This window comes from Ideonella oryzae (assembly GCF_024055665.1).
Lineage (GTDB): Bacteria > Pseudomonadota > Gammaproteobacteria > Burkholderiales > Burkholderiaceae_C > Ideonella > Ideonella oryzae.
In genome coordinates this window covers 1-22449 of record NZ_JAMXMC010000001.1, presented here as the reverse complement: position 1 = coordinate 22449, position 22449 = coordinate 1, and the positions used below count along the sequence as shown (strand labels likewise).

The 22449-nt window shown below is 70.9% G+C and carries 21 protein-coding genes; 16 read left to right on the top strand and 5 right to left on the bottom strand.

Going from position 1 to position 22449, the window contains the following annotated elements; translation table 11 throughout:
- Positions 1-74: 74 nt before the first annotated feature.
- The 5 genes from M0L44_RS00105 to M0L44_RS00085 are packed head-to-tail and all read left to right on the top strand — an operon-like array spanning position 75 to position 4557.
- The gene (locus tag M0L44_RS00105) at positions 75-932 is read left to right on the top strand and encodes an efflux RND transporter periplasmic adaptor subunit (protein WP_252767573.1); all 858 of its coding nucleotides are present in this window, start codon (positions 75-77) and stop codon (positions 930-932) included.
- 20 nt (positions 933-952) lie between these two features.
- Entirely contained in the window at positions 953-1189 is a 237-nt protein-coding gene (locus tag M0L44_RS00100; protein WP_252767572.1) for a hypothetical protein, read from the top strand.
- Positions 1186-2325, top strand: coding sequence for an ABC transporter permease (locus M0L44_RS00095; protein WP_252767570.1), 1140 nt, complete (start codon positions 1186-1188; stop codon positions 2323-2325). The genes M0L44_RS00100 and M0L44_RS00095 overlap by 4 nt, the downstream gene beginning before the upstream one ends.
- The gene (locus tag M0L44_RS00090; RefSeq protein WP_252767569.1) at positions 2322-3062 is read left to right on the top strand and encodes an ABC transporter ATP-binding protein; all 741 of its coding nucleotides are present in this window, start codon (positions 2322-2324) and stop codon (positions 3060-3062) included. Before M0L44_RS00095 ends, M0L44_RS00090 begins: the two co-directional genes overlap by 4 nt.
- Positions 3063-3066: 4 nt before the next feature.
- Positions 3067-4557, top strand: a complete 1491-nt coding sequence (locus tag M0L44_RS00085; protein WP_252767566.1) for an efflux transporter outer membrane subunit — start codon at positions 3067-3069, stop codon at positions 4555-4557.
- 6 nt (positions 4558-4563) lie between these two features.
- Here the strand turns inward: M0L44_RS00085 and M0L44_RS00080 are convergent, their stop codons facing one another.
- Both M0L44_RS00080 and M0L44_RS00075 read right to left on the bottom strand, forming a co-directional pair.
- A complete protein-coding gene (locus tag M0L44_RS00080) occupies positions 4564-5331 on the bottom strand; it encodes a 3-hydroxyacyl-CoA dehydrogenase (protein WP_252767565.1) in 768 nt (255 codons plus the stop codon).
- Between the two features lie 75 nt (positions 5332-5406).
- Entirely contained in the window at positions 5407-6342 is a 936-nt protein-coding gene (locus M0L44_RS00075; RefSeq protein WP_252767564.1) for an AraC family transcriptional regulator, read from the bottom strand.
- Between the two features lie 107 nt (positions 6343-6449).
- Between M0L44_RS00075 and M0L44_RS00070 the strand changes: the two genes are divergently transcribed.
- From M0L44_RS00070 to M0L44_RS00060, 3 genes are all read left to right on the top strand, one after another.
- Complete coding sequence (locus tag M0L44_RS00070) at positions 6450-7250, top strand: SDR family oxidoreductase (RefSeq protein WP_252767563.1); 801 nt, start codon at positions 6450-6452, stop codon at positions 7248-7250.
- Positions 7251-7345: 95 nt separating this feature from the next.
- The gene (gstA, locus tag M0L44_RS00065; RefSeq protein ID WP_252767562.1) at positions 7346-7951 is read left to right on the top strand and encodes a glutathione transferase GstA; all 606 of its coding nucleotides are present in this window, start codon (positions 7346-7348) and stop codon (positions 7949-7951) included.
- 115 nt (positions 7952-8066) lie between these two features.
- On the top strand, positions 8067-8789 hold the full coding sequence (locus M0L44_RS00060; protein WP_252767561.1) for a hypothetical protein: 723 nt from the start codon (positions 8067-8069) through the stop codon (positions 8787-8789).
- 92 nt (positions 8790-8881) lie between these two features.
- On the opposite strand, the gene M0L44_RS00055 is transcribed toward M0L44_RS00060, so the two are convergent.
- Positions 8882-9529 (bottom strand): TetR/AcrR family transcriptional regulator, encoded by a 648-nt coding sequence (locus M0L44_RS00055; protein ID WP_252767560.1) that lies wholly within the window; start codon positions 9527-9529, stop codon positions 8882-8884.
- A gap of 192 nt (positions 9530-9721) precedes the next feature.
- Here M0L44_RS00055 and M0L44_RS00050 point away from each other — a divergent pair, with 192 nt between their 5' ends.
- Genes M0L44_RS00050 through M0L44_RS00035 form a run of 4 tightly spaced genes read left to right on the top strand, consistent with a single transcriptional unit; the run spans position 9722 to position 16128 of the window.
- Positions 9722-11131 (top strand): efflux transporter outer membrane subunit, encoded by a 1410-nt coding sequence (locus M0L44_RS00050; protein ID WP_354004084.1) that lies wholly within the window; start codon positions 9722-9724, stop codon positions 11129-11131.
- A complete protein-coding gene (locus M0L44_RS00045) occupies positions 11128-12210 on the top strand; it encodes an HlyD family secretion protein (RefSeq protein ID WP_252767558.1) in 1083 nt (360 codons plus the stop codon). Before M0L44_RS00050 ends, M0L44_RS00045 begins: the two co-directional genes overlap by 4 nt.
- Positions 12207-14960: a ribosome-associated ATPase/putative transporter RbbA gene (rbbA, locus tag M0L44_RS00040; protein ID WP_252767557.1), complete on the top strand. Its 2754-nt coding sequence runs from the start codon at positions 12207-12209 to the stop codon at positions 14958-14960. Before M0L44_RS00045 ends, rbbA begins: the two co-directional genes overlap by 4 nt.
- Position 14961: 1 nt before the next feature.
- Positions 14962-16128 (top strand): ABC transporter permease, encoded by a 1167-nt coding sequence (locus tag M0L44_RS00035; RefSeq protein WP_252767556.1) that lies wholly within the window; start codon positions 14962-14964, stop codon positions 16126-16128.
- 4 nt (positions 16129-16132) lie between these two features.
- On the opposite strand, the gene M0L44_RS00030 is transcribed toward M0L44_RS00035, so the two are convergent.
- On the bottom strand, positions 16133-16648 hold the full coding sequence (locus M0L44_RS00030; protein WP_252767555.1) for a MarR family winged helix-turn-helix transcriptional regulator: 516 nt from the start codon (positions 16646-16648) through the stop codon (positions 16133-16135).
- Positions 16649-16723: 75 nt separating this feature from the next.
- On the opposite strand from M0L44_RS00030, the gene M0L44_RS00025 reads away from it, so the two are divergent.
- Positions 16724-17758 (top strand): zinc-binding dehydrogenase, encoded by a 1035-nt coding sequence (locus M0L44_RS00025; RefSeq protein ID WP_252767554.1) that lies wholly within the window; start codon positions 16724-16726, stop codon positions 17756-17758.
- Here M0L44_RS00025 and M0L44_RS00020 read toward each other — a convergent pair.
- Positions 17719-18660, bottom strand: coding sequence for a LysR family transcriptional regulator (locus M0L44_RS00020; protein WP_252767553.1), 942 nt, complete (start codon positions 18658-18660; stop codon positions 17719-17721). The genes M0L44_RS00025 and M0L44_RS00020 overlap by 40 nt on opposite strands.
- A 105-nt stretch (positions 18661-18765) precedes the next feature.
- On the opposite strand from M0L44_RS00020, the gene M0L44_RS00015 reads away from it, so the two are divergent.
- From M0L44_RS00015 to M0L44_RS00005, 3 genes are all read left to right on the top strand, one after another.
- Positions 18766-20817: a 3-hydroxyacyl-CoA dehydrogenase NAD-binding domain-containing protein gene (locus M0L44_RS00015; protein WP_252767552.1), complete on the top strand. Its 2052-nt coding sequence runs from the start codon at positions 18766-18768 to the stop codon at positions 20815-20817.
- Between the two features lie 109 nt (positions 20818-20926).
- Complete coding sequence (gene pcaF / locus M0L44_RS00010) at positions 20927-22129, top strand: 3-oxoadipyl-CoA thiolase (protein ID WP_252767551.1); 1203 nt, start codon at positions 20927-20929, stop codon at positions 22127-22129.
- 2 nt (positions 22130-22131) lie between these two features.
- Positions 22132-22449: NAD(P)/FAD-dependent oxidoreductase (locus tag M0L44_RS00005; protein ID WP_252767550.1), on the top strand; the 318-nt coding region annotated here is incomplete at its 3' end.

Sequence of the window (22449 nt, the reverse complement as noted above, 5' to 3'; positions counted from 1 at the left end):
TGGGAGCGTTGGTCGCCGGGTTGCTGGTGGCGTGGGGGTTGGGTGGATGGGCCCACCGGCCGCCGCCGGATCACATGTCCGGCGGCCCGGGCTCGGTGGCCGCGGCGCCGCCGGCCCGCGGGGCGGGCGAGCTGGTGGCCCGGGACCAGACCAGCCTGGTCAGCCGAAGCGCCCTGCGGGTGGCAGCCCTGTCGGCCGACGTGGGCGACAGGGTGGCGCAGGGGCAGGTCCTGGTGCAGCTGGACGCCGCTGAGCTGCAGGCCGATGTGGCAGGGGCCCACGCCGCCTGGGACAGCGCTCGCCAGGCCCACGAGGCTGCAGCGCGGGCGCTGGAGCGGGCCCAGGTGCTGCGCCAGCAGGCGCAGGCCGATGGCGAGCGTGCGGAGCAGCTCTCGGTGCTGTCGGCCGATGCCCTGGCCCCCACCGAGCTGGACGCCCGCCGGGCCGCGGCGCGCACCAGCGCACTCGACGTCCAGGCCGCCCAGGCCCAGCTGCAGGCCACCGAGGCCGCGCAGGTGCAGGCGCGGGCCGCCTGGCAGGCCGCCAGCGCCCGCCTGGCCGAGGCCAGCCTGCGTGCACCCTTTGCCGGGGTGGTGACCGCGCGTGCCTGCAGCGTGGGAGACGTGGTCTCGCCGGGCCAGTCCTGCCTGACCGTGGTGGCCGTGGCGTCGCTGCGGGTGCAGGCCCGGTTCGACGAGTCGCTGTTGAGCCGCATGCGGCTGGGCGATGCGGCCCAGGTGTGGCTGAAGTCGCAACCGGACACCCCCGTGCAGGCGCAGGTGGTGCGCCTGAACCGGGCGGTGGATGCCGACACACGCGAGTTCTCGGTCGATCTGCGCCTGAGCACCCTGCCACCCAACTGGGCGCTGGGGGAGCGGGCCATGGTGGTGCTGCCCCATGAGGCGACGGTCCTGCCGGCGGGAGGGCGGTGATGCGTGCGCCATCGCTGGCCATGAGCGGCCTCATCGCGGCGGTGATCTCGGCCCTGATCAGTTTGCTGGCCGGGCTGTGGTGGCAGAGCGTGCTGGCCGACCTGCGGGTTCGTGGAGACCAGATCGCGGGGCAGGCCTACCTGGCCGGCGTGATGGCGGCGCATACCGCCTCGGCCCCGGCCCGGAGGGACTGCCTTGCGCCTCCTTGTCTCGACGTGGCGACACCGCCGCGGGCACCGGCCAAGGAGGCGCGATGAACCTGGCGGTGAAGGACATCCGCGCCAACCTGGCGCGCTTTCTGCTGACCGGCCTGGGGGTGGGGCTGACCTTGCTGGCGGCCATGTCCATGACGGGGCTGTACCACGGCATCGTGGCCGATGCACTGGCCATCATCGACGACTCGGGGGCCGACCTGTGGGTGATCCAGGCGGGTACCGAAGGTCCGTTCGCCGAGGGCTCCTCCATCGACCGCCGCACCCTGGCGCGCACGCTGGCGGTGCCTGGCGTGCAGGCGGCGCGCCAGTTCACACTGCAGTCGCGGCGCTTCGAGATCCACGGCAACACCGTGCGCGGTTCGCTGATCGGGCTGGACTACCCCGCCGACCGGGGCGGCTGGATCCCGCTGCAGGCAGGGCGTGCCCTGGCGGCGGGCCGCGGCGAGGCCATCGCCGATGAATCCACCGGTCTGCGTCTGGGCGACGTGCTGGACCTGGATGGCACCCTCGTCACGGTGGTGGGCCTGGCGCGCCACTACCTGGACTCCAGCGGCAACCCGGTGGTGGCGCTGGGCATCAACGACGCGCTGGACGTGCAGACCCGCCGGCCCCCGGACGCGGTGGCCATCGCCCGCGAGGCCGGGCGGCCGGTGCTGACAGGGCGCGGCGCCAATGTGGCGGCCATCATGGTGGACCTGGCCAGCCCGGCGGATGCTGCGGCGGTGCGTCGCATCATCGACCGCTGGGGCGACGTGGTGGTGATGAGTGCCGAAGAGCAGCGCACGGTGTTCCTCTACGGGCGGCTGGGCCGTCTGCGCGGGCAGATTCTGATGTTCACCGCGGTGTTGCTGCTGGTGAGTGCGGTGGTGATCGCGGTGACCATCTACACGATGACGCTGGAGAAGCGGCACGAGATCGCCTTGCTCAAGCTCATCGGCAGCCCCAACGGGCCCATCGTCTCGATGATCCTGCAGCAGGCCCTGGCGCTGGGCGTGGTTGGCTATGCCATCGCGCTGCTGCTGGGGCCGCTGATCTGGCCCTGGTTCCCCCGCCGGCTGGTGCAGCCGCCGCAGGACTTCCTGATGTTCGCCGCCATCGTGCTGACCCTGTGCGGCCTGGGCGCGCTGATGGGCATCTGGAAGGCCATGCAGGTCGAGGCGCGGGAGGTGCTGTCATGAGCACCGCATCCGTCACCGCCGTGCCGGCGCTGGAGCTGCGTGGGGTGAGCAAGGTCTACGGCCGGGGCGACACGGCGGTGGCGGCCTTGTCTCAGGTCAGCGTGCAGTTGCAGACCGGGCAGATGGCCGGCCTGCTGGGCCCCAGCGGGGCGGGCAAGTCCACGCTGCTGATGATGGCCGGGTTGCTGGAGGAGCCCTCCGAGGGCGAGGTGTGGCTGCAGGGCCGCCTGGCCAGCGGGGCACGGCGCGCCATCGGGGATCCCCGGGCCTTTCGCCGGGCCTGCATCGGCTTTGTCTTCCAGAAGCCCAACCTGGTGTCCTTCCTCACCGCCCTGGAGAACGTGCTGCTGGCGCTGGAGATCAACGGCCTGCGTGGCGCCCCCGCCAAGGCCCGCGCGATGGAGCTGCTCAGCTACCTGGACGTGGCCCATCGACGCGACAACCTGCCCAGCCAGCTGTCCGGGGGGGAGCAGCAGCGCGTGGCCATCGCCCGCGCTCTGGCCAACCGCCCGCCACTGCTGCTGGCCGACGAGCCCACAGCGGCCTTGGACAGCCAGCGCGGCCGGCAGGTGATGACCCTGTTTCACCGCGTGACCCGCGACACCGGGGCCGCCGTGCTGGTGGTCACCCACGACCACCGCAGTCTCGACCTCTTCGACCGCATCCTGGACATGGACGACGGTCATCTGAAGGAGCGCTTGCTTGATACTTCCGCCGCGCCGTCCGTCACGGCCTGACATCGTGCCCCAGGGCCAATCCCGCCAGGTCTGCATGAGCGGCTGGGGGTGGCTTCCCCGGGCCGGCCTGCTCTGTCTCGCCCTGGGCGGCTGTGCACAGACCCCCGAGCCCCCCGCGCTGTCCACGCTGAGCGCCTTCAAGCCACCCCCGCAGTTTCTGCAGGGCCCGGCGAGTGCTGCCGCACCGGCGGCTTCGGCGTCCTCGGCGCCACCCTGGTGGCAGGCCCAGGGCGATCCGGTGCTGGACCGCTTGATGGCCCTGGCCCTGGCCCACAACCAGGACCTGGGCGCGGCCAAGGCCCGCATCGACGAGGGCCGGGCCGCCGCGGGTCTGGACGAGGCCGCCCGCCGCCTGCAGCTCAGCGCCGGGCCCGGCGTGGGTCGCAGCCGCAGCTCCGAGCACCTGGACCCGGCCTGGCAGATCCGCAGCACCACGGGCGGCGCGACACCCCCCGTGACGGTGGCGACCGAGCCCGTCAGCACCCGCCTGCGGCTGGGGCTGGATGCCTCCTACGAGCTGGACCTGTGGGGCCGGCTGAACGACACCGCCCGGGCCTCCGCTCTCGAAGCCCGGGCCACGGCACTGGACCTGGAGGCGGCTCGGCGCGCGCTGACCCTGTCGGTGGCCAGCACCTACGAGGCCCTGCGCGTGCACCAGGGACAACTGCTGTTGCGGGACGAGCTGGCCCAGCTGGCGCTGCAGCGCTGGCGTCTGGCCCGGGCCAGCGCGCAGGCCGGTCTGGGCGACGCTGGCGAGGTCGATGCGCTGGAGGCCGCACTGCGTGACGCCCAGATGCAGGCCAGTCAGATCCGCCAGCAGCACGCCCAGGACTTTCATGCCCTGTCCGTGCTGTGCGGGGTGGCTGTGGACCAGCTGCCGGCAGTGGCGGGCGAGCCGGTGGTGCCGGTGGCGCTGCCGCCGCTGTCCGACGTGCCCTCGCGCGTGCTGCAGCGCCGTCCGGACGTGCAGGCCGCCGATCAGCGTCTGCAGGCCGCGCTGGCCCGGCTGGGCGCGGCGCGGGCGGCCGACTTTCCCAGCCTGCTGCTGACCACCTCGCTGGGCCACGAGTCCAGTGCCCTGTCGACCCTGCTGGACCCGGGCAGCCTGGTGTGGTCGCTGGGGCTGCAGATCAGTCAGTCGGTGCTCGACGGCGGCCGCCGGCAGGCGCAGGCCGATGCGGCCCGGGCCCGGCTGGACGAGGCAGCCCAGGCCTATCAAGGCACGCTGCTGCAGGCCCTGCGGGAGGTGGAGGACGCCCTGGTGGCCGAGCAGGCCCTGCAGGACCAGTTGCGCCAGGCGCAGGCCGCCGCCGAGGCGGCGCACCGGCAGGCCCTGCGCCAGCTCCAGCGGGCGGACGCGGGCCTGGGTCGGCGCACCGATGCGCTGGCCGCCCGCCAAACCGCCCTGCAGCGGGAGATCGCGTCGCTGGACCTGCGTCAGCAGCTCTTCCTGGCCCAGGCCACCTTGCGCAAGGTGATGGCCTGGCCGCCCTGAGCCGCCTTACTTGGCCGCCATGCGGATGGCGCCATCCAGGCGGATCACCTCGCCGTTGAGGTAGGTGTTGTCGATGATGTGCGCCACCAGGCGGGCGTATTCGTCGGGCTCACCCATGCGCGGGGGGAAGGGCACCATCTTGCCCAGCGCGTCCTGCACCTCGGTGGGCATGCCCTTCAACATCGGCGTGCCCATGATGCCCGGGGCGATGGTCATCACGCGGATGCCGTAGCGCGCCAGCTCGCGGGCCACCGGCAGCGTCAGCGCCACCACGCCGCCCTTGGACGCGGCATAACCGGCCTGGCCGATCTGACCGTCGAAGGCCGCCACCGAGGCGGTGTTGACGATCACGCCGCGCTCGCCGCCCACGTCGGGCTGGCCCTTGGCCATCGCGTCGGCGGCCAGGCGCAGCATGTTGAAGGTGCCGATCAGGTTGATCTGCACCGTGCGGGCAAAGCTCTCCAGCGTGTGCGGGCCCTCGCGGCCCACCACCTTCTCGGCTGGGGCCACGCCTGCGCAGTTGATCAGGCCGTTGAGCTGGCCGAAGGCCGAGAGCGCGGTGTCCACCGCGGCCTGGGCGCTGGTGGCGTCGGACACATCGGCCTGCACGAAGCGGGTGTTGGCGCCCAGGGCCTCGGCCTGGGTCTGGCCGGCGGCGGCGTTCATGTCCACCAGCACCACACGGGCGCCCTGGTCGACCAGGCGCTGCGCGGTGGCGGCGCCCAGGCCGGAGCCGGCGCCGGTGACGATGAACACGTGGTTGGTGATCTGCATGTGTGTCTCCTTCTTGTGGATGGGGGCGGCCATCGGCGTGGATGACCGGTGGCCCCGTGTGCAAGGGGCAGGCTATCACGCGCCCGCGTCGACGGGAGCCGGGTCGCGGGCGTAGCGCCCTGGGGGCAGGCCCACATGGCGGGTGAAGGCCACGCCGAAGGCGCTGACCGAGTGGTAGCCCACCCGCTCGGCGATCTCGGCCATCGGCAGCGTCTGCTGCCGCAGCAGCTGCTTGGCCTGGGCCATGCGCCAGCCCAGCAGATAGGCCATGGGCGGCTGGCCCACCGCCCGGCTGAAGCGCTCGAAGAAGGCCGAGCGTGACAGGGCCGCCTCCCGCGCCAGCCGGGCCACGGTCCAGGGCGCTTGCGGTGCCTCGTGCAGGCGGCGCAGGGCCTGGGCCAGCTGCGGGTCTGCCAGGGCCCGCACCAGCCCGGGGGAGGCGGCCTCGCGCTGGCCCGTGGCGCGCAAGGCCTCGATCAGCAGCAGCTCCAGCAGCCGGGCCAGCACGATCTCGCGGGCCGGGCGCTCGGCCCGAGACTCGTCGCCCACAAGCTGCATCAGCGTGGCCAGGCGGGGCTCGCCCCGTGCATGGATCCAGCGCGGCAGCAGCGACACCAGCAAGGCCGCGTCGGGGGAGCCGAAGACGCAGTGCCCGACCAGCAGGCAGGTGTCCACGGGGCGGGTCGGGTCGCCCACGCGGGCGCCGCCCGGCATGGCCTGGACGGGGGTGGTGACGACCTCGTCCGCGTGCGGGGGCGGGCGGTCCAGGCTGGCGGTGGCAAAGCTGTGCGCCGCGGGGATCAGCACAAAGTCCCCGGTCTGCAGGGCCAGGGTGTCTCCTCCGGACGGGCTGTCGATGTGCAGCTGGCAACTCCCCTCCAGCACGGCGAAATAGAAGGGCTGGCCAAGCTCGGTGCGGCGCACCGCCCAGGGCGCCGAGGCCAGCACCCGCTTGGAGAACGGCGCCTGGGGCTGGAGCAGGGCCACGACTTCGGCCAGGGGATCGGTCATTCGGGACGATGGCGACAAAACAATGGACGAACGAGTCTAGTTCGTCCGGCCTGCCCTGCCTATCGTGGGGTCCTTTGCTTTCCCTTTCCTATTCACCGGAACTGACCATGACCGCCTCCCTGAACGCCCCCACGACCACACCCTCGACCGTGCTCATCACTGGCTGCTCTTCCGGCTTTGGCCTGGAGACGGCGCGCCTCTTCCTGGCCCGTGGCTGGCACGTGGTCGCCACGCTGCGCCAGATGCGCGATGACCTGCTGCCGGCCTCCGAGCGCCTGCGCCTGCTCCCTCTGGATGCGACCGATCCCGACAGCATCCGGGCCTGCGTGGCCGAGGCCGGGCCGATCGACGCCCTGGTCAACAACGCCGGCATCGGCCTGCTGGCGCCCCTGGAGGGCATGACGATGGACCAGGCCCGAGAGCTCTTCGAGACCAACACCCTGGGCACGCTGGCGATGACGCAGGCGGTGCTGCCGCAGTTCCGCCAGCGCGGCCGGGGCGTGGTGGTGAACGTGAGCTCGAGCGTCACGCTCAAACCCTTGCCGCTGCTCTCGGTCTACACCGCCAGCAAGGCCGCGGTGAACGCGTTCACCGAATCGGTGGCACTGGAACTGGCACCTCTGGGCGTGCGGCTGCACCTGGTGCTGCCGGGGCGGGCGCCCGCCACGGCCTTCGGCGACAACGCGCGGCGGCGCATGGCGCCCGAGTCCCACCCGGCTTATGCCGCGTTCCAGGCCGAGGTCTTCGCCGGCCTGCGAGACACCCAGACGCCCGTGACGGAGGTGGCCGATGTGGCCGAGGCCGTGTGGCGTGCCGTGACCGACCCCGGCGCACCCCTGCGCCTGCCGGCCGGGGCCGATGCCGTGGCACTGGCCGGGGCGCCGGTCAGCGCACCGCCGTCCGCCTGAGCCCGGGCAAGAAGGCCTTCCCGGCCACGGGCCAGCAGGGGGGATGCGCAAGGGTCTATCCTGCGGCCCCTCTGCAACCTTCTGAACGCTCTGCCATGAAGCTCTACTACAAGCCCGGGGCCTGTTCGCTGGCCTCACACATCGCGCTGGAAGAGACGGGTTTACCCTATCAGATCGAGGCCGTGGACCTGAAGACCAAGGTGACCGCCACCGGCCAGGACTACTGGCAGATCAACCCCAAGGGCTATGTGCCGGCCCTGCGGCTGGACAGTGGCGAGCTGCTGACCGAAGGCCCGGCCATCCTGCAGTACGTGGCCGACCAGGCCCCGGCCCGGTGGTTGGCGCCCGCGCCGGCCACCCTGGCCCGTTACCAGCTGCAGAGCTGGCTCAACTTCATCGGCACCGAGCTGCACCGCTCCTGCACGGCCTTCTTCCATCCGCAGGCCCAGGACGACTGGAAGAACATCGCCCGCGCCAATCTGGACCGTCGCCTGTCCTACGTGGACGAACAGCTGCAGGGCCGTCCCTACCTGACGGGCGATGGCTTCACCGTGGCCGATGCCTACCTGTTCACCGTGCTGAGCTGGATGAAGCCGATCGGTGTGGACCTCTCGGCCTGGCCGCAGATTGGGGCCTTCCAGGCCCGGGTGGCGGCTCGCCCGGCCGTGCAGGCGGCATTGAAGGCCGAGGGCCTGGCCTGAGCCCAGGTCTCTGGCCGATGGGGGGATTTTCCGGGGCGTGATGACTTGGCTCGGACTCAAGGCCCGATGCTGGATGCCGAATATCTCGGCGTGATCACTCCAAGAAGTCCCCACCATGATTCCGTCGCACCACCTGTTCGTCCTCACCTGTCTGCTGCTGGCACAGGGCGCACGGGCCGCCGAAGCCGATGAGCGCTGGGTCGAGATCGCCAGTACGGACAAGGCCCAGTGGCTGGGCAAGAAGGGCAGCGGCGATGTGGCCAACCTGGGCAAGCAGAAGGGCAACGCCTACAGCTATGTCTACCAGGTCTCGAACAAGAAGGACAAGACCTACGAGTACAAGCAGCTCTTCGTCGAACTCTCGTCCTGCAAGAAGGGCTACGGCTACGTCTACTACAACAGCATGGAAGGCGAGTTCCTCGGCAAGGACGGGTTCGTGAGGTTCGGCACGACGGTGGCCGACGCGCTGGGGTCCATGGCCTGCACCTCCTGGGATCAGAAGACCGGCAAGGTGTCCCGGGCGGACAAGGGCGACACCTGGGAGGTCGTGGCCAGCGTGGCCGAATCTGGCAACAAGTACGCGCTCAAGGGCGACACGGTGCGCAAGACGGTCTACAACAACAAGCCGGCCGTCGCGGCGCTCTACAGCTACGAGGACGTGAAGAACAAGACTGTGACCTATGGCGAGTACGTCTTTCCGCTGGCGGACTGCAAGCGGGGCTTCGGGGTGGCCTACAGCCTGAACTTCGACGGCGAACTGCTCTACAAGAGCGACATCGCGCTCGATGGGGATTCGGTGCTCTCGGCGACCATCAGCGCGCTCTGCACAAAGCTCTGAGCGAAGCCGAACGGCTTTTCCGCGGCGATTAGCGCCGCGTGATCACCTGGAACACCGTGTCGTGCCCATGGTGCCCTGCGCCAGGGGGCCGCTCAGGGGGTCAGCAGCTCGGTCAGCAACTGCACATGGATGCGGTAGGCCTCGCTCGCGTTGACCCATTCTTCGGGACCGGCCGAGATGTGCTGCACCATCCAGTGGACCAAGGGGCTCAAGACCAGCCCTGGCACGGTCGTGAGCACGGTGGGGCGCAGCAGGCCCTGGGCCACGCCACGCTGCAGCACCTGGGTCAGTTGGGTGCAGACGGTGGCATGGACGTGGCGCCGCCAGTCCTGCACCTGGGGGGGCAGACGGTGCCCCTCGGTCAGCAGGATGCGGCTGAGGGCAACCAGGGAAGGCGACTGCACGGCCTCGTACATCGGTTGCAGCAGGCGCTGGGCCAAGACCTGCGCTGTGTCCGCCCCCACCAGCATCGCGTCCACATCCAGTGTGGGCAGTTGCATGGAGCGCTGGAGCAGGGCGTGGAAGATCGCCTCCTTGCTGTCGAAATGGGCGTACAGCCCACCCTTGGACAGTCCGGCTTGTTGGGCGATGTCGTCGATGCGGGTGTCGGCGTAGCCCTGCGCGGAAAAGGCCGCCAGCGCCGCGTCGAGGATCAGCGGGATGCGGGTTTCCGGCGGGAGGCGCAGCCGGGTGCGGGATGCGCGCGCTGAAGCGGGCAGAGGAGAGGCGGTGACTGTCATGGCTCAGAAGACAGGACTCTGCCACAGTTGGGCACCGGCGCATTGCACGGCAAGAAGCACAGGATTTGCGCTAGCATAACTACCGACTGGTCGGTAGTTATCCCGATTTCCCGTGGCAGGCAAGAGTTCCATCGCATGATCTCCGCACCTCGTTCTTGGACTGCCCGCGGCCGCTGGTCGGGGGGACTCGCCTTGCTGTTGCTGGCCGGCTGCCAGCTGGCGCCGGTCAGGCCGCCTTCGGCGTCGCTGCCGGACCACTACCCTGCCGATGTGGTCGACCCTGTCGGGGGGCCAGCCGGGCCGCGGGCGGCGACGCTGGGCTGGGAAAGCTACTTCCTGGATGCAACGCTGCGTGGCCTGATCCGTCAGGCCTTGGCGAACAACCACGATCTGCGTCTGGCGGTGCTGAAGGTGGCCGAGGCCCGGGCCGGTTACGACATCCAGCGGGCCGACCAGTGGCCCACGCTGGCCGGCACGGCGCAGGCCGCGCGCGGCCGCACGCCGGCCGACCTCAGCCCGATCGGGCGGGCCGTCACCGGCAACCAGTTCTCGGTCGGCCTGGCTGCGAGCAGCTGGGAGCTGGATTTCTGGGGCCGGGTGCGCAGTCTCAGCGATGCGGCGCTGGAAAACTACCTCAGCACCGACGAGGCCCGCCGGGCCACCACGCTGGGCCTGATCGCCCAGGTGGCCAACAGCTACCTGGCCCTGGGTGAGTTGGACGAGCGGCTGGACCTGGCCCGCCGAACGGCTACCAGCCGGACCGAGTCGCTGCGCATCTTCCGCCGCCGCACCGAGGTGGGCGCCACCTCGCGGCTGGAGCTGACCCAGGTCGAACTGTTGTCGCAGCAGGCCGAAGTGCTGGTGGCGCAGCTGGTCCAGGCCCGGGCCCAACAGGCCCATGCGCTGGCCTTGCTGGTGGGGGCCGGCAGCAGCGTTTCACCCGCCGTCGGGCACTTGGACGACAAGGCGGTGATGGCCGGTTTGACGCCGGGCCTGCCCTCGGACCTGCTGCTGGCCCGCCCGGACATCCTGGCCGCCGAGCACGGCCTGAGGGCGGCCGATGCCAACATCGGCGCGGCACGGGCGGCCTACTTCCCCCGCATTGCGCTCACCGGGTCCTATGCCACGGCCAGCAGCCAGCTCGACGGTCTGTTCAAGTCCGGCAGCGGCGATTGGTCCTTCGGCCCCGGGCTGAGCCTGCCGCTGTTCGATGGCGGCCGGCGCGCCAGTGCACTGGCGCTGGCCGAGGTGCGGCAGCAGCAGGCGCTGGTGGCCTATGACCAGGCGGTGCAGGGCGCCTTCCGCGATGTGGCCGATGCCCTGGCCGCCCAGCGCGGCCTGTCCGACCAGGTGCAGACATTGACCCGCATGCTGGCGATGCAGAACGAACGAACCCGCCTGGCCCAGCTGCGCTACGACGCCGGGGCCGTGCGCTACCTGGAGGTGCTGGACGCCGAGCGCGACCGCCTCAGCGCCGAACAGAGCCTGGTGCAGGCGCGCCGGGCCCTGCTGAGCGCGCGGGTGGCGCTCTACACCGCCCTGGGTGGCGGCACCCAGATCGCCACCGCTTCTTCCGACTCCTCCCAGCTCCTCCAGCCATGAACCCCAAGCTTGCCAAGTTTCTTCCCCTGCTCGCCGTGGCCGCCCTGGCGGGGGCGGGCTACTTCGCCTGGTCTCGGCTGCACGATACCGGCCCGGGCCCCGGCTTCGTCAGCGGCAACGGCCGGCTGGAGGGCACCGAGATCGACGTGGCCGCCAAGCTGGGCGGCCGGGTCGAGGACATCCTGGTCAACGAAGGCGACTTCGTGAAGGCCGGCCAGCCGCTGGCCAGCATGCAGATCCAGAGCCTGCAGGCCCAGCGCGACGAGGCCGAGGCCCGGGTGCAGCAGGCCGTGCAGTCGGTGGCCTCGGCCCAGGCCCAGGTGGCCCTGCGCGAGAGCGACGTGCAGGCCGTGGTGGCCCAGGTGGCCCAGCGGGAGGCGGAGCTGGACGCGGCCCGCCGCAAGCTGGCGCGCTCGGAGGAACTGTCGCACGACGGTGCTTCCTCGGGTCAGGAGCTGGATGACGACCGGGCCCGCATGCGCGGGGCCCAGGCGGCGCTGGTGGCCACCCAGGCCCAGGTGCGCTCGGCCCAGGCTGCCGTCACGGCCGCCAAGGCCCAGGTCACCGCGACCCAGGCCAGTGCCTCGGCGGCCCAGGCCAGCGTGGACCGCATCGACGTGGACCTGGCGGACAGCATCCTGAAGTCGCCCCGCGACGGCCGCGTGCAGTACCGCATCGCCCAACCGGGCGAGGTGGTGGGCGCGGGGGGCAAGGTGCTGAACCTGGTCGACCTGACCGATGTGAGCATGACCTTCTTCCTGCCGGAGACGGCGGCCGGCCGGGTGGCCCTGGGCAGCGAGGTGCGCTTGGTGCTGGATGCCGCCTCGCAGTACGTGATCCCGGCGAAGGTCTCCTTCGTGGCCAGCATCGCCCAGTTCACGCCCAAGACCGTGGAGACCGCGACCGAGCGGCAGAAGCTGATGTTCAAGGTGAAGGCCCGCATCGACCCGGTGCTGCTGCGCCGGCATCTGCAGCAGGTCAAGACCGGCCTGCCTGGCGTGGCCTGGGTGCGGCTGGATCCGCAGCAGCCCTGGCCGGCGACGCTGGACAAGAACGTGGTTGAGGCGAACCACCCATGAGCCTGGCCCAGGGCACTCCGGTGGCCCGGCTGCAGGGCGTGCGGCAGGTGTATGGCCGCAGCGTGGCGCTGGACGACGTGACGCTGGACCTCCCCGCGGGCGTCATGGTCGGCCTGATCGGCCCGGATGGCGTGGGCAAGTCCAGCCTGCTGGCGCTGGTGGCCGGCGCCCGGGCCATCCAGCAGGGCCAGGTGCAGGCGCTGGGCGGCGACATGGCCAGTGTGGCCCACCGCAACACCGTCTGCCCGCGCATCGCCTACATGCCGCAGGGCCTGGGGCGCAACCTCTATCCCACCCTGTCGGTGGAGGAGAACCTGCAGTTCTTCGCCAAGCTGTTCGGCCATGATGCGGCCGAGCGGCGCCGGCGCATCGATGCGCTGACCCGCAGCACCGGCCTGCACCCCTTCCTGGACCGCCCGGCCGGCAAGCTGTCCGGTGGCATGAAGCAGAAGCTGGGGCTGTGCTGCGCGCTGATCCACGACCCCGACCTGCTCATCCTCGACGAGCCTACCACCGGCGTGGACCCGCTGGCCCGGGCCCAGTTCTGGGAGCTGATCGGCCGCATCCGCCGGCAGCGCCCGGGCATGAGCGTGCTGGTGGCCACCGCCTACATGGACGAGGCCCAGCGTTTCGACTGGCTGGTGGCGCTGGACGACGGCCAGGTGCTGGCCACCGGCTCGCCAGGCGAGTTGCTGGCCCAGACGGGCTCCGGCTCGCTGGAGCAGGCCTTCATCCGCCTGCTGCCCGAGGCCAAGCGGCGCGACTACCGGCCAGTGGAGATCCCGCCGCTGGACGATGGCCACGAGGACATCGCCATCGAGGCGCGCGACCTGACGATGCGCTTTGGCGACTTCGTCGCGGTGGACCATGTGAGCTTCCGCATCCGGCGCGGCGAGATCTTCGGCTTTCTCGGCTCCAACGGCTGCGGCAAGTCCACCACGATGAAGATGCTCACCGGCCTGCTGCCGGCCAGCGAGGGCCAGGCCTTCCTGTTCAGTCAGCCGGTGGACGCCAGCCGCATGGACACCCGCCGCCGGGTGGGCTACATGTCGCAGGCCTTCTCGCTCTATGGCGAGCTGACGGTGGTGCAGAACCTGGTGCTGCACGCCCAGCTGTTCCATGTGCCGCAGGCCGAGGTGGCGGCCCGGGTGGAGGAGATGATTGCCCGCTTCGACCTGGCCGAGGTGCGAGACACCCTGCCGGAGAAGCTGCCGCTGGGCCTGCGCCAGCGCCTGTCGCTGGCGGTGGCCGTGGTGCACAAGCCGGACCTGCTGATCCTGGACGAGCCCACCTCCGGCGTGGACCCGGTGGCGCGCGACGCCTTCTGGCGGCTGATGGTGGAGCTGTCGCGGCGCGACAAGGTCACGATCTTCATCTCGACCCACTTCATGAACGAGGCGGAGCGCTGCGACCGCATGTCCATGATGGATGCGGGCCGGGTGCTGGACAGCGACACGCCGGCCGCGCTGATGGCCAAACGCGGCGCGGCCACGCTGGAGGAGGCCTTCATCGGCTACCTGCGTGACAGCGCAGCGGGCGAGGGCGGTGACCAGGACGAGGCCGCCGAGGCGGCCTGGCAGGCCCCGGCGTCCGCGGTGGACCGTCCCTCGCTGGGCCGGCGGTGGCGAGCCAGCCTGGGGCGCATGGCCAGCTACATGTGGCGCGAATCGCTGGAGCTGCGGCGCGACCCGGTGCGCGCGGCCATGGCTCTGGGCGGCTCGGTGCTGCTGATGTTCGTGATCGGCTTCGGCATCAGCCTGGACGTGGAGGACCTGCGCTACGCGGTGCTGGACCGCGACGACAGCCCGCTCAGTCAGAGCTACGCGCTGGAGCTCAGCGGCTCGCGCTACTTCACCGAGCAAGCGCCGGTGCAGGACTACCGCGAGCTGGACCGGCGCATGCGCAGCGGCGAGCTGTCGCTGGTGATCGAGATCCCGCCCGGCTTCGAGCGCAGCGTGCTGCGCGGCCAGACGGTGCAGGTGGGCGCCTGGGTCGATGGCGCGATGCCGCAGCGGGCCGAGACCATCCAGGGCTATGTGCAGGCCATGCACCAGCTCTGGCTGGTCGATCGCATCCGCGCCCGCACCGGCCAGACGCTGGCAGGGGCGGCCTCGGTCGAGACGCGCTACCGCTACAACCCCGATGTGCGTAGCCTGCCGGCCATGGTGCCGGCCGTGATGCCGCTGCTGCTGCTGATGCTGCCGGCCATGCTGACCGCGCTGGCGGTGGTGCGTGAGAAGGAGCTCGGCTCCATCCTGAACCTCTACGTCACGCCGGTCACCCGCACCGAATTCCTGCTGGGCAAGCAGATGCCTTACGTGGGCCTGGCGCTGCTGAACTTCGCGCTGATGAGCCTGCTGGCCGTCACCGTGTTCGGCGTGCCCATCACTGGCAGCTTTGCGACGCTGGCGCTGGCCACGGTGCTGTTCTGCCTCAGTTCCACCGCGCTGGGCCTGCTGGCCTCCACGGTCACCAACAGCCAGATCGCCGCGATGTTCTTCACGATGATCGGCACCATGCTGCCGGCGGTGCAGTTCTCCGGCTTGCTCAACCCGGTCAGTTCGCTGGAGGGCGCGGGTCATGTGATCGGCACGCTCTACCCGGCCACCTACATGTTCACCATCAGCCGCGGCGTGTTCAGCAAGGGCCTGTCGTTGGGCGATCTGCAGGGGGCGATCTGGCCGCTGCTGCTGAGCTTCCCGGTCATCCTCGGCGGCGCCATCGCGCTGCTGAAGAAGCAGGAGCGTTGAGATGGCCACCCCGAACGCACCCGCTCCGCACCGGCCCGCCTGGCGGCGCCACCTGGCCAATGTCTACCGCCTGGGCATCAAGGAGCTTTGGAGCCTGTGGCGCGACCCGACGATGCTGGTGCTGATCGTCTACACCTTCACGGTGTCGGTCTACGTGGCGGCCACGGCTGTGCCGGAGACCCTGCACCAGGCGCCCATCGCCATCCTGGACGAGGACCAGTCCGCGCTGTCGCAGCAGATTGTCTCGGCCTTCTACCCGCCGCACTTCCGCCCGCCGGCCATGATCACCCGTGACCAGGTGGACCCGGGGATGGATGCCGGCATCTACACCTTCGTGCTGGACATCCCGCCCAACTTCCAGCGCGACGTGCTGGCCGGCCGCGCGCCGGCTGCGCAGCTCAACATCGACGCCACCCGCATGAGCCAGGCCTTCACCGGCAATGGCGCGGTGCAGCAGATCGTGCAGGACGAGGTCAACGAATTCGTCCAGCGGTACCGGGGCGGTGGCACGCTGCCGGTGGAGCTGGCGCTGCGCATGCGCTTCAACCCCGCGCTGGAAGGCAGCTGGTTCGGCGCGCTGATGGAGGTGGTGAACAACGTCACCATGCTGTCCATCATCCTGACCGGCGCGGCGCTGATCCGCGAGCGCGAGCACGGCACGGTGGAGCACCTGCTGGTGATGCCGGTGACCCCTGGCGAGATCATGCTGTCCAAAGTGTGGTCGATGGCGCTGGTGGTGGTGGTCGCCTCCACGCTGTCGCTCAACCTGGTGATCCAGGGTGCGCTGAAGGTGCCGATCGAGGGCTCTCTGGTGCTGTTCTTCTTCGGCACGCTGTTGCACCTGTTCGCCACCACCTCGATGGGCATCTTCCTGGCCACCGTGGCACGCAGCATGCCGCAGTTCGGCCTGTTGCTGATCCTGACGCTGATTCCGCTGCAGATGCTCTCCGGGGGAACCACCCCGCGCGAGAGCATGCCCGTTTTCGTGCAGGACCTGATGCTGGCCGCGCCCACCACCCACTTCACCGAGCTGAGCCAGGCCATCCTCTACCGCGGTGCCGGGCTGGAGGTGGTGTGGGTGCAGTTCCTGGCGCTGGCGGTGATCGGCAGCGTGCTGTTCGGCCTGTCGCTGGCGCGCTTTCGGCGCACCATCAGCCAGATGGCCTGAGGGTTCAGGCGCCGTCGTCCTCCGGCTCGTCTTCGCCCTGGCCCTGGTCGAGCCGCTGCATGTTCTCGAGCAGCCGCATCAGGTAATGGGTGGTGTGGATCAGGTCGCCAAAAGAAAAGTCGGTGGTGGCCTGCTCGTAGTACGCGTGAATCTTGGGTTGGGCTTGTTGGTGCCACACCTTCATGCCGGCCTCGGTGAGTCGAACCAGACGGGAGCGCCGGTCGCTTGGATCCGGGTCGATGCGGATGCGGCCGTCGCGCTCCAGGCGACCGATGACCCCGGCCAGGTTCTGCCGGCTCACCAGCAGGTAGCGCGCCAGATCGCCCACGCTGCGGCCCTGGGCCGACTCGGGCAGCGACAGTGCACCCAGCACCGCCCACTGCTGCGTCGTCAGCCCCTCGCTCTCCACCGCGCGGGTGCCGGTCTTGTGTAGCAGATTGGCGCACTGATAGAGCTTGAAGAACAAGCGGTTGGCAATCTCTTCACGGGCTTCGTCGGTCTTCTTGTCGGAGGGGGGCATGTCGGGGTGCTTGTCGAGGTGTGCCCAAGAAATGACAATCAGTTGTCATTTATTCGGGTGAATCGAGGGACAGGAATGAGAGCAGCCTACATCATCGGGCACGGTGGCAACGAGGTGGTGCAGGTGGGCGAGCGGCCCCGGCCCGAGCGGCGGCCGGGTGAGGTGCTGGTGCGCCTGCAGGCGGCCACGCTGAACCGGGTGGACCTCTACATGCGCGACAGCGGCGCGGGCATCACCCACACGCTGCCGCAGATCATGGGCCTGGACGGCGCCGGCTGGGTGGACGAGGTGGACGCCGACGAGCCCCTGCTGCGCGTGGGTCAGCGCGTGGCCCTGCACGCGGGCGTGGCCTGCGGGCGCTGCGAATTCTGCCGCCGTGGCGAGGGCGTGCTTTGCACCCGGCTGAAGCTGCTGGGCGAACACCGCGACGGCACCTTCGCCCAGTGGGTCAGCCTGCCGGCCGTCAATGTGTTGCCCTTGCCGGAGGGTCTGGACTTCGTGCAGGGCGCGGCGCTGGGCGTCAACCACCTGACCGCCTGGCGCATGCTGTTCACCCGCGGACGCCTGCAGCCCTGGGAGACGGTGTTGGTGTTCGGCATCGGCGGTGGGGTGTCGCTTGCTGCGCTGCAGCTGGCCCGGCAGGTGGGCGCACGGGTGATCGTCACCTCGCGCGACGAGGCCAAGTTGGACCAGGCGCGGGCGCTGGGCGCCGACCATGCCATCCACAGCGCCTCCCAGGACGTGGCGAAGGCCGTGCTGGACTGGACCGGCGGCCGCGGCGTGGACCTGGTGATCGAGAACGTCGGCGAGGCGGTCTGGGGCAGTGCCCTCAAATCGCTGGTGCGTGGCGGCCGGTTGGTGACCTGTGGTGCCACCAGTGGCGACCAGCCGCCGGCCGACCTGCGCCGCCTGTTCGTGCGCCAGCTGCAGGTCATCGGCTCGACCTACGGCACGGTGCAGGAATTCGACGAGCTGTTGCGCTTTGTCGCCCGCTCCGGCCTGCGGCCGGTGATCGACAGTCGCTATCCGCTGGAGGCCATCCACGCGGCCTTGGACCGCCTGGCCTCCGGTCAGCAGTTCGGCAAGGTGGTGCTCGAACTGCCGGCCTGATCTCCGGTGCTGGCCCAGGCCTTGGCCTGCGCCAGCACGAAGTCGATCAACGTGCGGGTGGCCAGGGTCTCGTAGCGGTCGGGCATGCGCAGCAGGAACAGGCGCGAGCCGAAGATGCTCAGGCGCCAGTCGTCCAGACCGGTGACCACCTCGCCCGTGGCCAGTTCACGGGCCACCACGTAGTCGGGCACCAGCCCCACGCCCAGGCCGGCCAGGATGGCCTCGTGCAGGAACTGGAAGTTTTCGGAGGCCAGCGTGGGCTGCAGCGCGATCTCGTGCCGCTCCTCGCCCCGGTAGGCCGACACCCGCAGCGCGCGCCCCACCACGTTGGAGGTGATCAGCGGCACCTGCGCCAGGTCCTCCAGCCGGGTGGGCAGCGGGTGCTCGTCCGCATACTGGCGGGAGGCGCAGACGATGTGGCGCATGCGGCTGAGCTCGCGGGCGATCAGCTGCGGCGGCGGTTCGGACAGCACGCGGATCGCCAGGTCCACCTCGTCGCGCAGCAGGTCGTCCACCCGGTTGTCGAACAACAGCTCCAGCCGGATGCTGGGGTGCTGACGCTTGAATTCGATCAGCCAGTGCGACATCACCAGCTGCCCGAAGCCGGTGGGCACGGCCAGGCGCACGCTGCCGTGCAGGCCTTCACGCAGGCTGGCCACCGACTCCTGCGCGGCCTGAAGCTCGTCGCGGATCACGCAGCCATGCCGGTACAGGCGCAGCCCGGCTTCGGTCGGGTCGATGCGGCGGGTGGTGCGGCGCACCAGCTGCTGGCCCAGCGACTTCTCCAGCTGGGTCAGGTGGTAGCTGATGTTGGCCCGGCTCATCTTGCGTTTGCGCGCGGCCTGGCTCAGGTTGCCGGCCTCGACGATGTCCACCAGCAGCAGCAGGGCGTTGACGTCCATGGGGCTTGAATGTCAAAGAGGATTTGACAGTTTGTCTACTGGCTTTCCAATTGTCAAAGGAGATTCGCTCCCGAAGAATGGTGCATCGTTTTCGGAGGCGTGTTCGTGTCCCTCTACACCCTGCAAGGCGCTGTCGCCGTCATCACGCTGGACCACCCGCCGGTCCAGGCCCTGAGCCATGCCCTGCGGGCCCGTTTGCTGCAGGCGCTGACGGCGGCCCAGGCCGACGCCGCGGTGCGGGCCATCGTGCTGACCGGCGATGCGCGGGCCTTCTCGGCCGGTGCCGATGTCAGCGAGATGGGCACCCCGCTGCAGACGGCCGAACCCCGGCTGGACCAACTGCTGGCGACCCTGGAGGGGGCAGCCAAACCGGTGGTGGCCGCCCTGGCCGGCGTGGCCCTGGGCGGCGGCCTGGAGCTGGCGCTGGCCTGCCACGCCCGGGTGGCGCTGGAGGGTGCCCGCGTGGGCCTGCCGGAGATCCAGATCGGCCTGATCCCCGGTGGCGGCGGCACCCAGCGCCTGCCCCGGCTGGTCGGGCTGCCGACCGCGCTGGAGATGATGCAGTCCGGCCAGGCCCGCACCGCGCGGTCGCTGGCCGACTCGGGCTTGTTCGACCGCGTGGTGGCCGACGACCTGGTGCCGGCCGCCGCCACGGTGGCGCTGCGCCAGGCCGAGGCCGGCGCCCCCTGGCCCCTGGCGCGAGACCGGCAGCCCGAGGCGGCGGCGGTGCGGTTCCTGGTGGACACCGCCCGCGCGCGGCTGCAGCCCCGCCAACGCCTGCAGTCCGCCCACACGGCTCTGCTGGACGCCCTGGCCGCGGTGGCCGATCCCTTCGAGGCGGGCCTGGCGCGAGAGCGGGCCCTGTTCCTCGGCCTGGTGGCCAGTCCGCAGGCGCGGGCCCTGCGCTATCTGTTCAAGGCCGAACGCGAGGTGGTGAAACTGCCTGCCGCGCTGCAGGTGCCGCCCCGGCCGGTGGACCGGGTGGCGGTGATCGGCGCCGGCACCATGGGCACTGGCATCGCGATCAGCGCGCTGGACGCCGGCCTGGGCGTGTTGCTGCTGGAGCAGGCGCAGGAGGCGCTGGCAGCCGGCGTGCAGCGCATCCATGCGCACTACAGCAGCCGGGTGGCGGCGGGCAAGCTCACGACGGCCCGGGCCGGCGAAGCCCTGGCCCGGCTGACCGCCACGCTGGACTGGGCCGCCCTGGCGCAGGTCGATCTGGTGGTGGAAGCCGTGTTCGAGGATCTGGCGGTCAAGCAGGCAGTGTTCCAGCGCATCGACGCCCATGCTCGCCCGGGCGCGGTGCTGGCCACCAACACCTCCTACCTGGACATCGACGGGATCGCCGCCGCCACCGGCCGGCCGGCGGATGTGCTGGGCCTGCACTTCTTCAGCCCGGCCCAGGTGATGAAGCTGCTGGAGGTGGTGCAGGGCCAGGCCACCGCCCCGGAGGTGCTGACCACTGGCATGGCCCTGGGCCAGCACCTGGGCAAGCTGCCGGTGCGCTGCGGCAATGCCTTCGGCTTCATCGGCAACCGCATCTACAACGCCTACCGGCGCCAGTGCGAGTTCATACTGGAAGACGGCGCCTGGCCCGAAGAGGTGGACCAGGCCCTGACCGGCATGGGCTTCGCCATGGGCCCGTTCGCGGTGGCGGACCTGTCCGGCCTGGACATCGCCTGGCGCATGCGCCAGGCCCAGGCCACCAGCCGCGACCCGCGTGAGCGCTACGTGCCCATCCTGGACGGCCTGTGTGAACGCGGCCGGCTGGGCCGCAAGACCGGGGCCGGCTACTACGTCTACACCGACGGCCAGGCCGCGCCCGCCACCGATGCGACCGTGCGCGACCTGATCGAACAGGCCCGTGCTGCCCGCGGCGGAACGCCCCAGGCCCTGGCGGCCGAAACCATCCGGCGCCGCGCGCTGCTGGCCATGGTCAACGAAGCGGCGCTGCTGCTGGCCGAGGGCGTGGCCACCCGCGCCAGCGACATCGACGTGGTGCTGGTCCAGGGCTATGGCTTCCCGCGCTGGGAAGGCGGGCCGGTGTTCTGGGCCCGCCAGCAGGACCCGGTGGCGCTGGCGGACGAGCTGGCGACGCTGGTCGCGGCCGCCGGCTTTGGCGCCCGCCAGGGGGACCTGCGCGTGCTGCTGGTCTGAGCCGGCCCCCCAGCCCCTCGCTTTCCGCTGATTCCTTCGCTCCCCGGCGTGCTGCGGCAGGCCGGTGGGACCTCTGTTGCCGGCAACGGCGCTGCACCTGCTCATCACCATGCACCACGCCTACATCTGCGATGCCATCCGCACCCCCATCGGCCGCTACGGCGGCGCCCTGTCCAGCGTCCGGACCGACGACCTGGCGGCGATTCCGATCCGGGCCCTGATGGCCCGCCACCCCGGGGTGGACTGGGCCGCGTTGGACGACCTGAGCCTGGGCTGCGCCAACCAGGCCGGCGAGGACAACCGCAACGTCGCCCGCATGGCCAGCCTGCTGGCCGGCCTGCCGCCGGAGGTGCCCGCGGCCACCGTCAACCGGTTGTGCGGCTCCAGCCTGGATGCGGTGGGCAGCGCGGCCCGCGCCATCCGGGCCGGCGAAGCCCAGCTGATGATCGCCGGCGGGGTCGAGAGCATGAGCCGCGCGCCCTTTGTGATGCCCAAGGCCGAGAGCGCCTTCAGCCGCAGCAGCGCCCTGTACGACACCACCATCGGCTGGCGTTTCGTCAACCCGCTGATGAAGGCCCGCTACGGCGTGGACAGCATGCCCGAGACCGCCGAGCACGTGGCCTGCGAGCACGCCATCGAGCGCGAGGCGCAGGACCACTTCGCGCTGCGCAGCCAGCAGCGCGCTCTGGCGGCCCAGCAGTCAGGCCACCTCGCCCGCGAGATCACGTCCGTGCCGGTGCCGCAGCGCAAGGGCGAGCTGCTGCAGGTGACGCAGGACGAGCATCCGCGCGACACCACCCTGGCGGCGCTGGCCCGCCTGAAGGGTGTGGTGACGCCGGACGGCACGGTGACCGCCGGCAATGCCAGCGGCGTCAACGACGGGGCCTGCGCCCTGCTGCTGGCCAGCGAGGCCGCGGCCACGCAGCAGGGGCTGACACCGCGCGCCCGCGTGCTGGGCATGGCGGTGGCCGGGGTGGCGCCGCGGGTGATGGGCATCGGCCCGGTGCCGGCCACACAAAAGGTGCTGGCGCTGACCGGCCTGACCCTGGACCAGATGGACGTGATCGAGCTCAACGAGGCGTTTGCCGCTCAAGGCCTGGCGGTGCTGCGTCGGCTGGGTCTGGCCGATGACGATGCGCGGGTGAACGCCTGGGGCGGCGCGATCGCGTTGGGCCATCCACTGGGCGCCACCGGCGCGCGCCTGGCCACGACAGCGGTCAACCGCCTGCACGCGACGGGCGGGCGCTACGCGCTGTGCACCATGTGCATCGGCGTGGGCCAGGGCATTGCCATGGTGCTGGAGCGGGTCTGAGCATGGATGCCGCCCGCGAATCGATGGAATATGACGTGGTGATCGTCGGCGGTGGCCCGGCCGGGCTGTCCACCGCGATCCGCCTGAAGCAGTTGGCTGCCGAGAAGGACGCCGAGGTCAATGTGGTGGTGCTGGAGAAGGGCTCGGAGCCTGGCGCGCACATCCTGTCGGGCGCGGTGATGGATCCCAAGGCCCTGACCGAGTTGTTCCCGAACTGGAAGGAACTGGGCGCGCCGCTGAACCAGCCCGTCACCGAGGACGAGGTGCTGTTCCTGTCGGAGACCGGCGCCAAGCAGACCCCGCACGGCCTGCTGCCGGAA

What these genes read in the sequence shown, in the direction of transcription:
- M0L44_RS00045 (WP_252767558.1), top strand. Translation starts at nt 11,128, where the DNA reads ATGAACCCCAAGCTTGCCAAGTTTCTTCCCCTGCTCGCCGTGGCCGCC.
- M0L44_RS00100 (WP_252767572.1), top strand. Translation starts at nt 953, where the DNA reads ATGAGCGGCCTCATCGCGGCGGTGATCTCGGCCCTGATCAGTTTGCTG.
- M0L44_RS00080 (WP_252767565.1), bottom strand. Translation starts at nt 5,331, where the DNA reads ATGCAGATCACCAACCACGTGTTCATCGTCACCGGCGCCGGCTCCGGC.
- M0L44_RS00095 (WP_252767570.1), top strand. Translation starts at nt 1,186, where the DNA reads ATGAACCTGGCGGTGAAGGACATCCGCGCCAACCTGGCGCGCTTTCTG.
- gstA (WP_252767562.1), top strand. Translation starts at nt 7,346, where the DNA reads ATGAAGCTCTACTACAAGCCCGGGGCCTGTTCGCTGGCCTCACACATC.
- M0L44_RS00060 (WP_252767561.1), top strand. Translation starts at nt 8,067, where the DNA reads ATGATTCCGTCGCACCACCTGTTCGTCCTCACCTGTCTGCTGCTGGCA.
- M0L44_RS00030 (WP_252767555.1), bottom strand. Translation starts at nt 16,648, where the DNA reads ATGCCCCCCTCCGACAAGAAGACCGACGAAGCCCGTGAAGAGATTGCC.
- M0L44_RS00105 (WP_252767573.1), top strand. Translation starts at nt 75, where the DNA reads ATGTCCGGCGGCCCGGGCTCGGTGGCCGCGGCGCCGCCGGCCCGCGGG.
- pcaF (WP_252767551.1), top strand. Translation starts at nt 20,927, where the DNA reads ATGCACCACGCCTACATCTGCGATGCCATCCGCACCCCCATCGGCCGC.
- M0L44_RS00075 (WP_252767564.1), bottom strand. Translation starts at nt 6,342, where the DNA reads ATGACCGATCCCCTGGCCGAAGTCGTGGCCCTGCTCCAGCCCCAGGCG.
- M0L44_RS00025 (WP_252767554.1), top strand. Translation starts at nt 16,724, where the DNA reads ATGAGAGCAGCCTACATCATCGGGCACGGTGGCAACGAGGTGGTGCAG.
- M0L44_RS00055 (WP_252767560.1), bottom strand. Translation starts at nt 9,529, where the DNA reads ATGACAGTCACCGCCTCTCCTCTGCCCGCTTCAGCGCGCGCATCCCGC.
- M0L44_RS00035 (WP_252767556.1), top strand. Translation starts at nt 14,962, where the DNA reads ATGGCCACCCCGAACGCACCCGCTCCGCACCGGCCCGCCTGGCGGCGC.
- M0L44_RS00070 (WP_252767563.1), top strand. Translation starts at nt 6,450, where the DNA reads ATGACCGCCTCCCTGAACGCCCCCACGACCACACCCTCGACCGTGCTC.
- M0L44_RS00090 (WP_252767569.1), top strand. Translation starts at nt 2,322, where the DNA reads ATGAGCACCGCATCCGTCACCGCCGTGCCGGCGCTGGAGCTGCGTGGG.
- rbbA (WP_252767557.1), top strand. Translation starts at nt 12,207, where the DNA reads ATGAGCCTGGCCCAGGGCACTCCGGTGGCCCGGCTGCAGGGCGTGCGG.
- M0L44_RS00020 (WP_252767553.1), bottom strand. Translation starts at nt 18,660, where the DNA reads ATGGACGTCAACGCCCTGCTGCTGCTGGTGGACATCGTCGAGGCCGGC.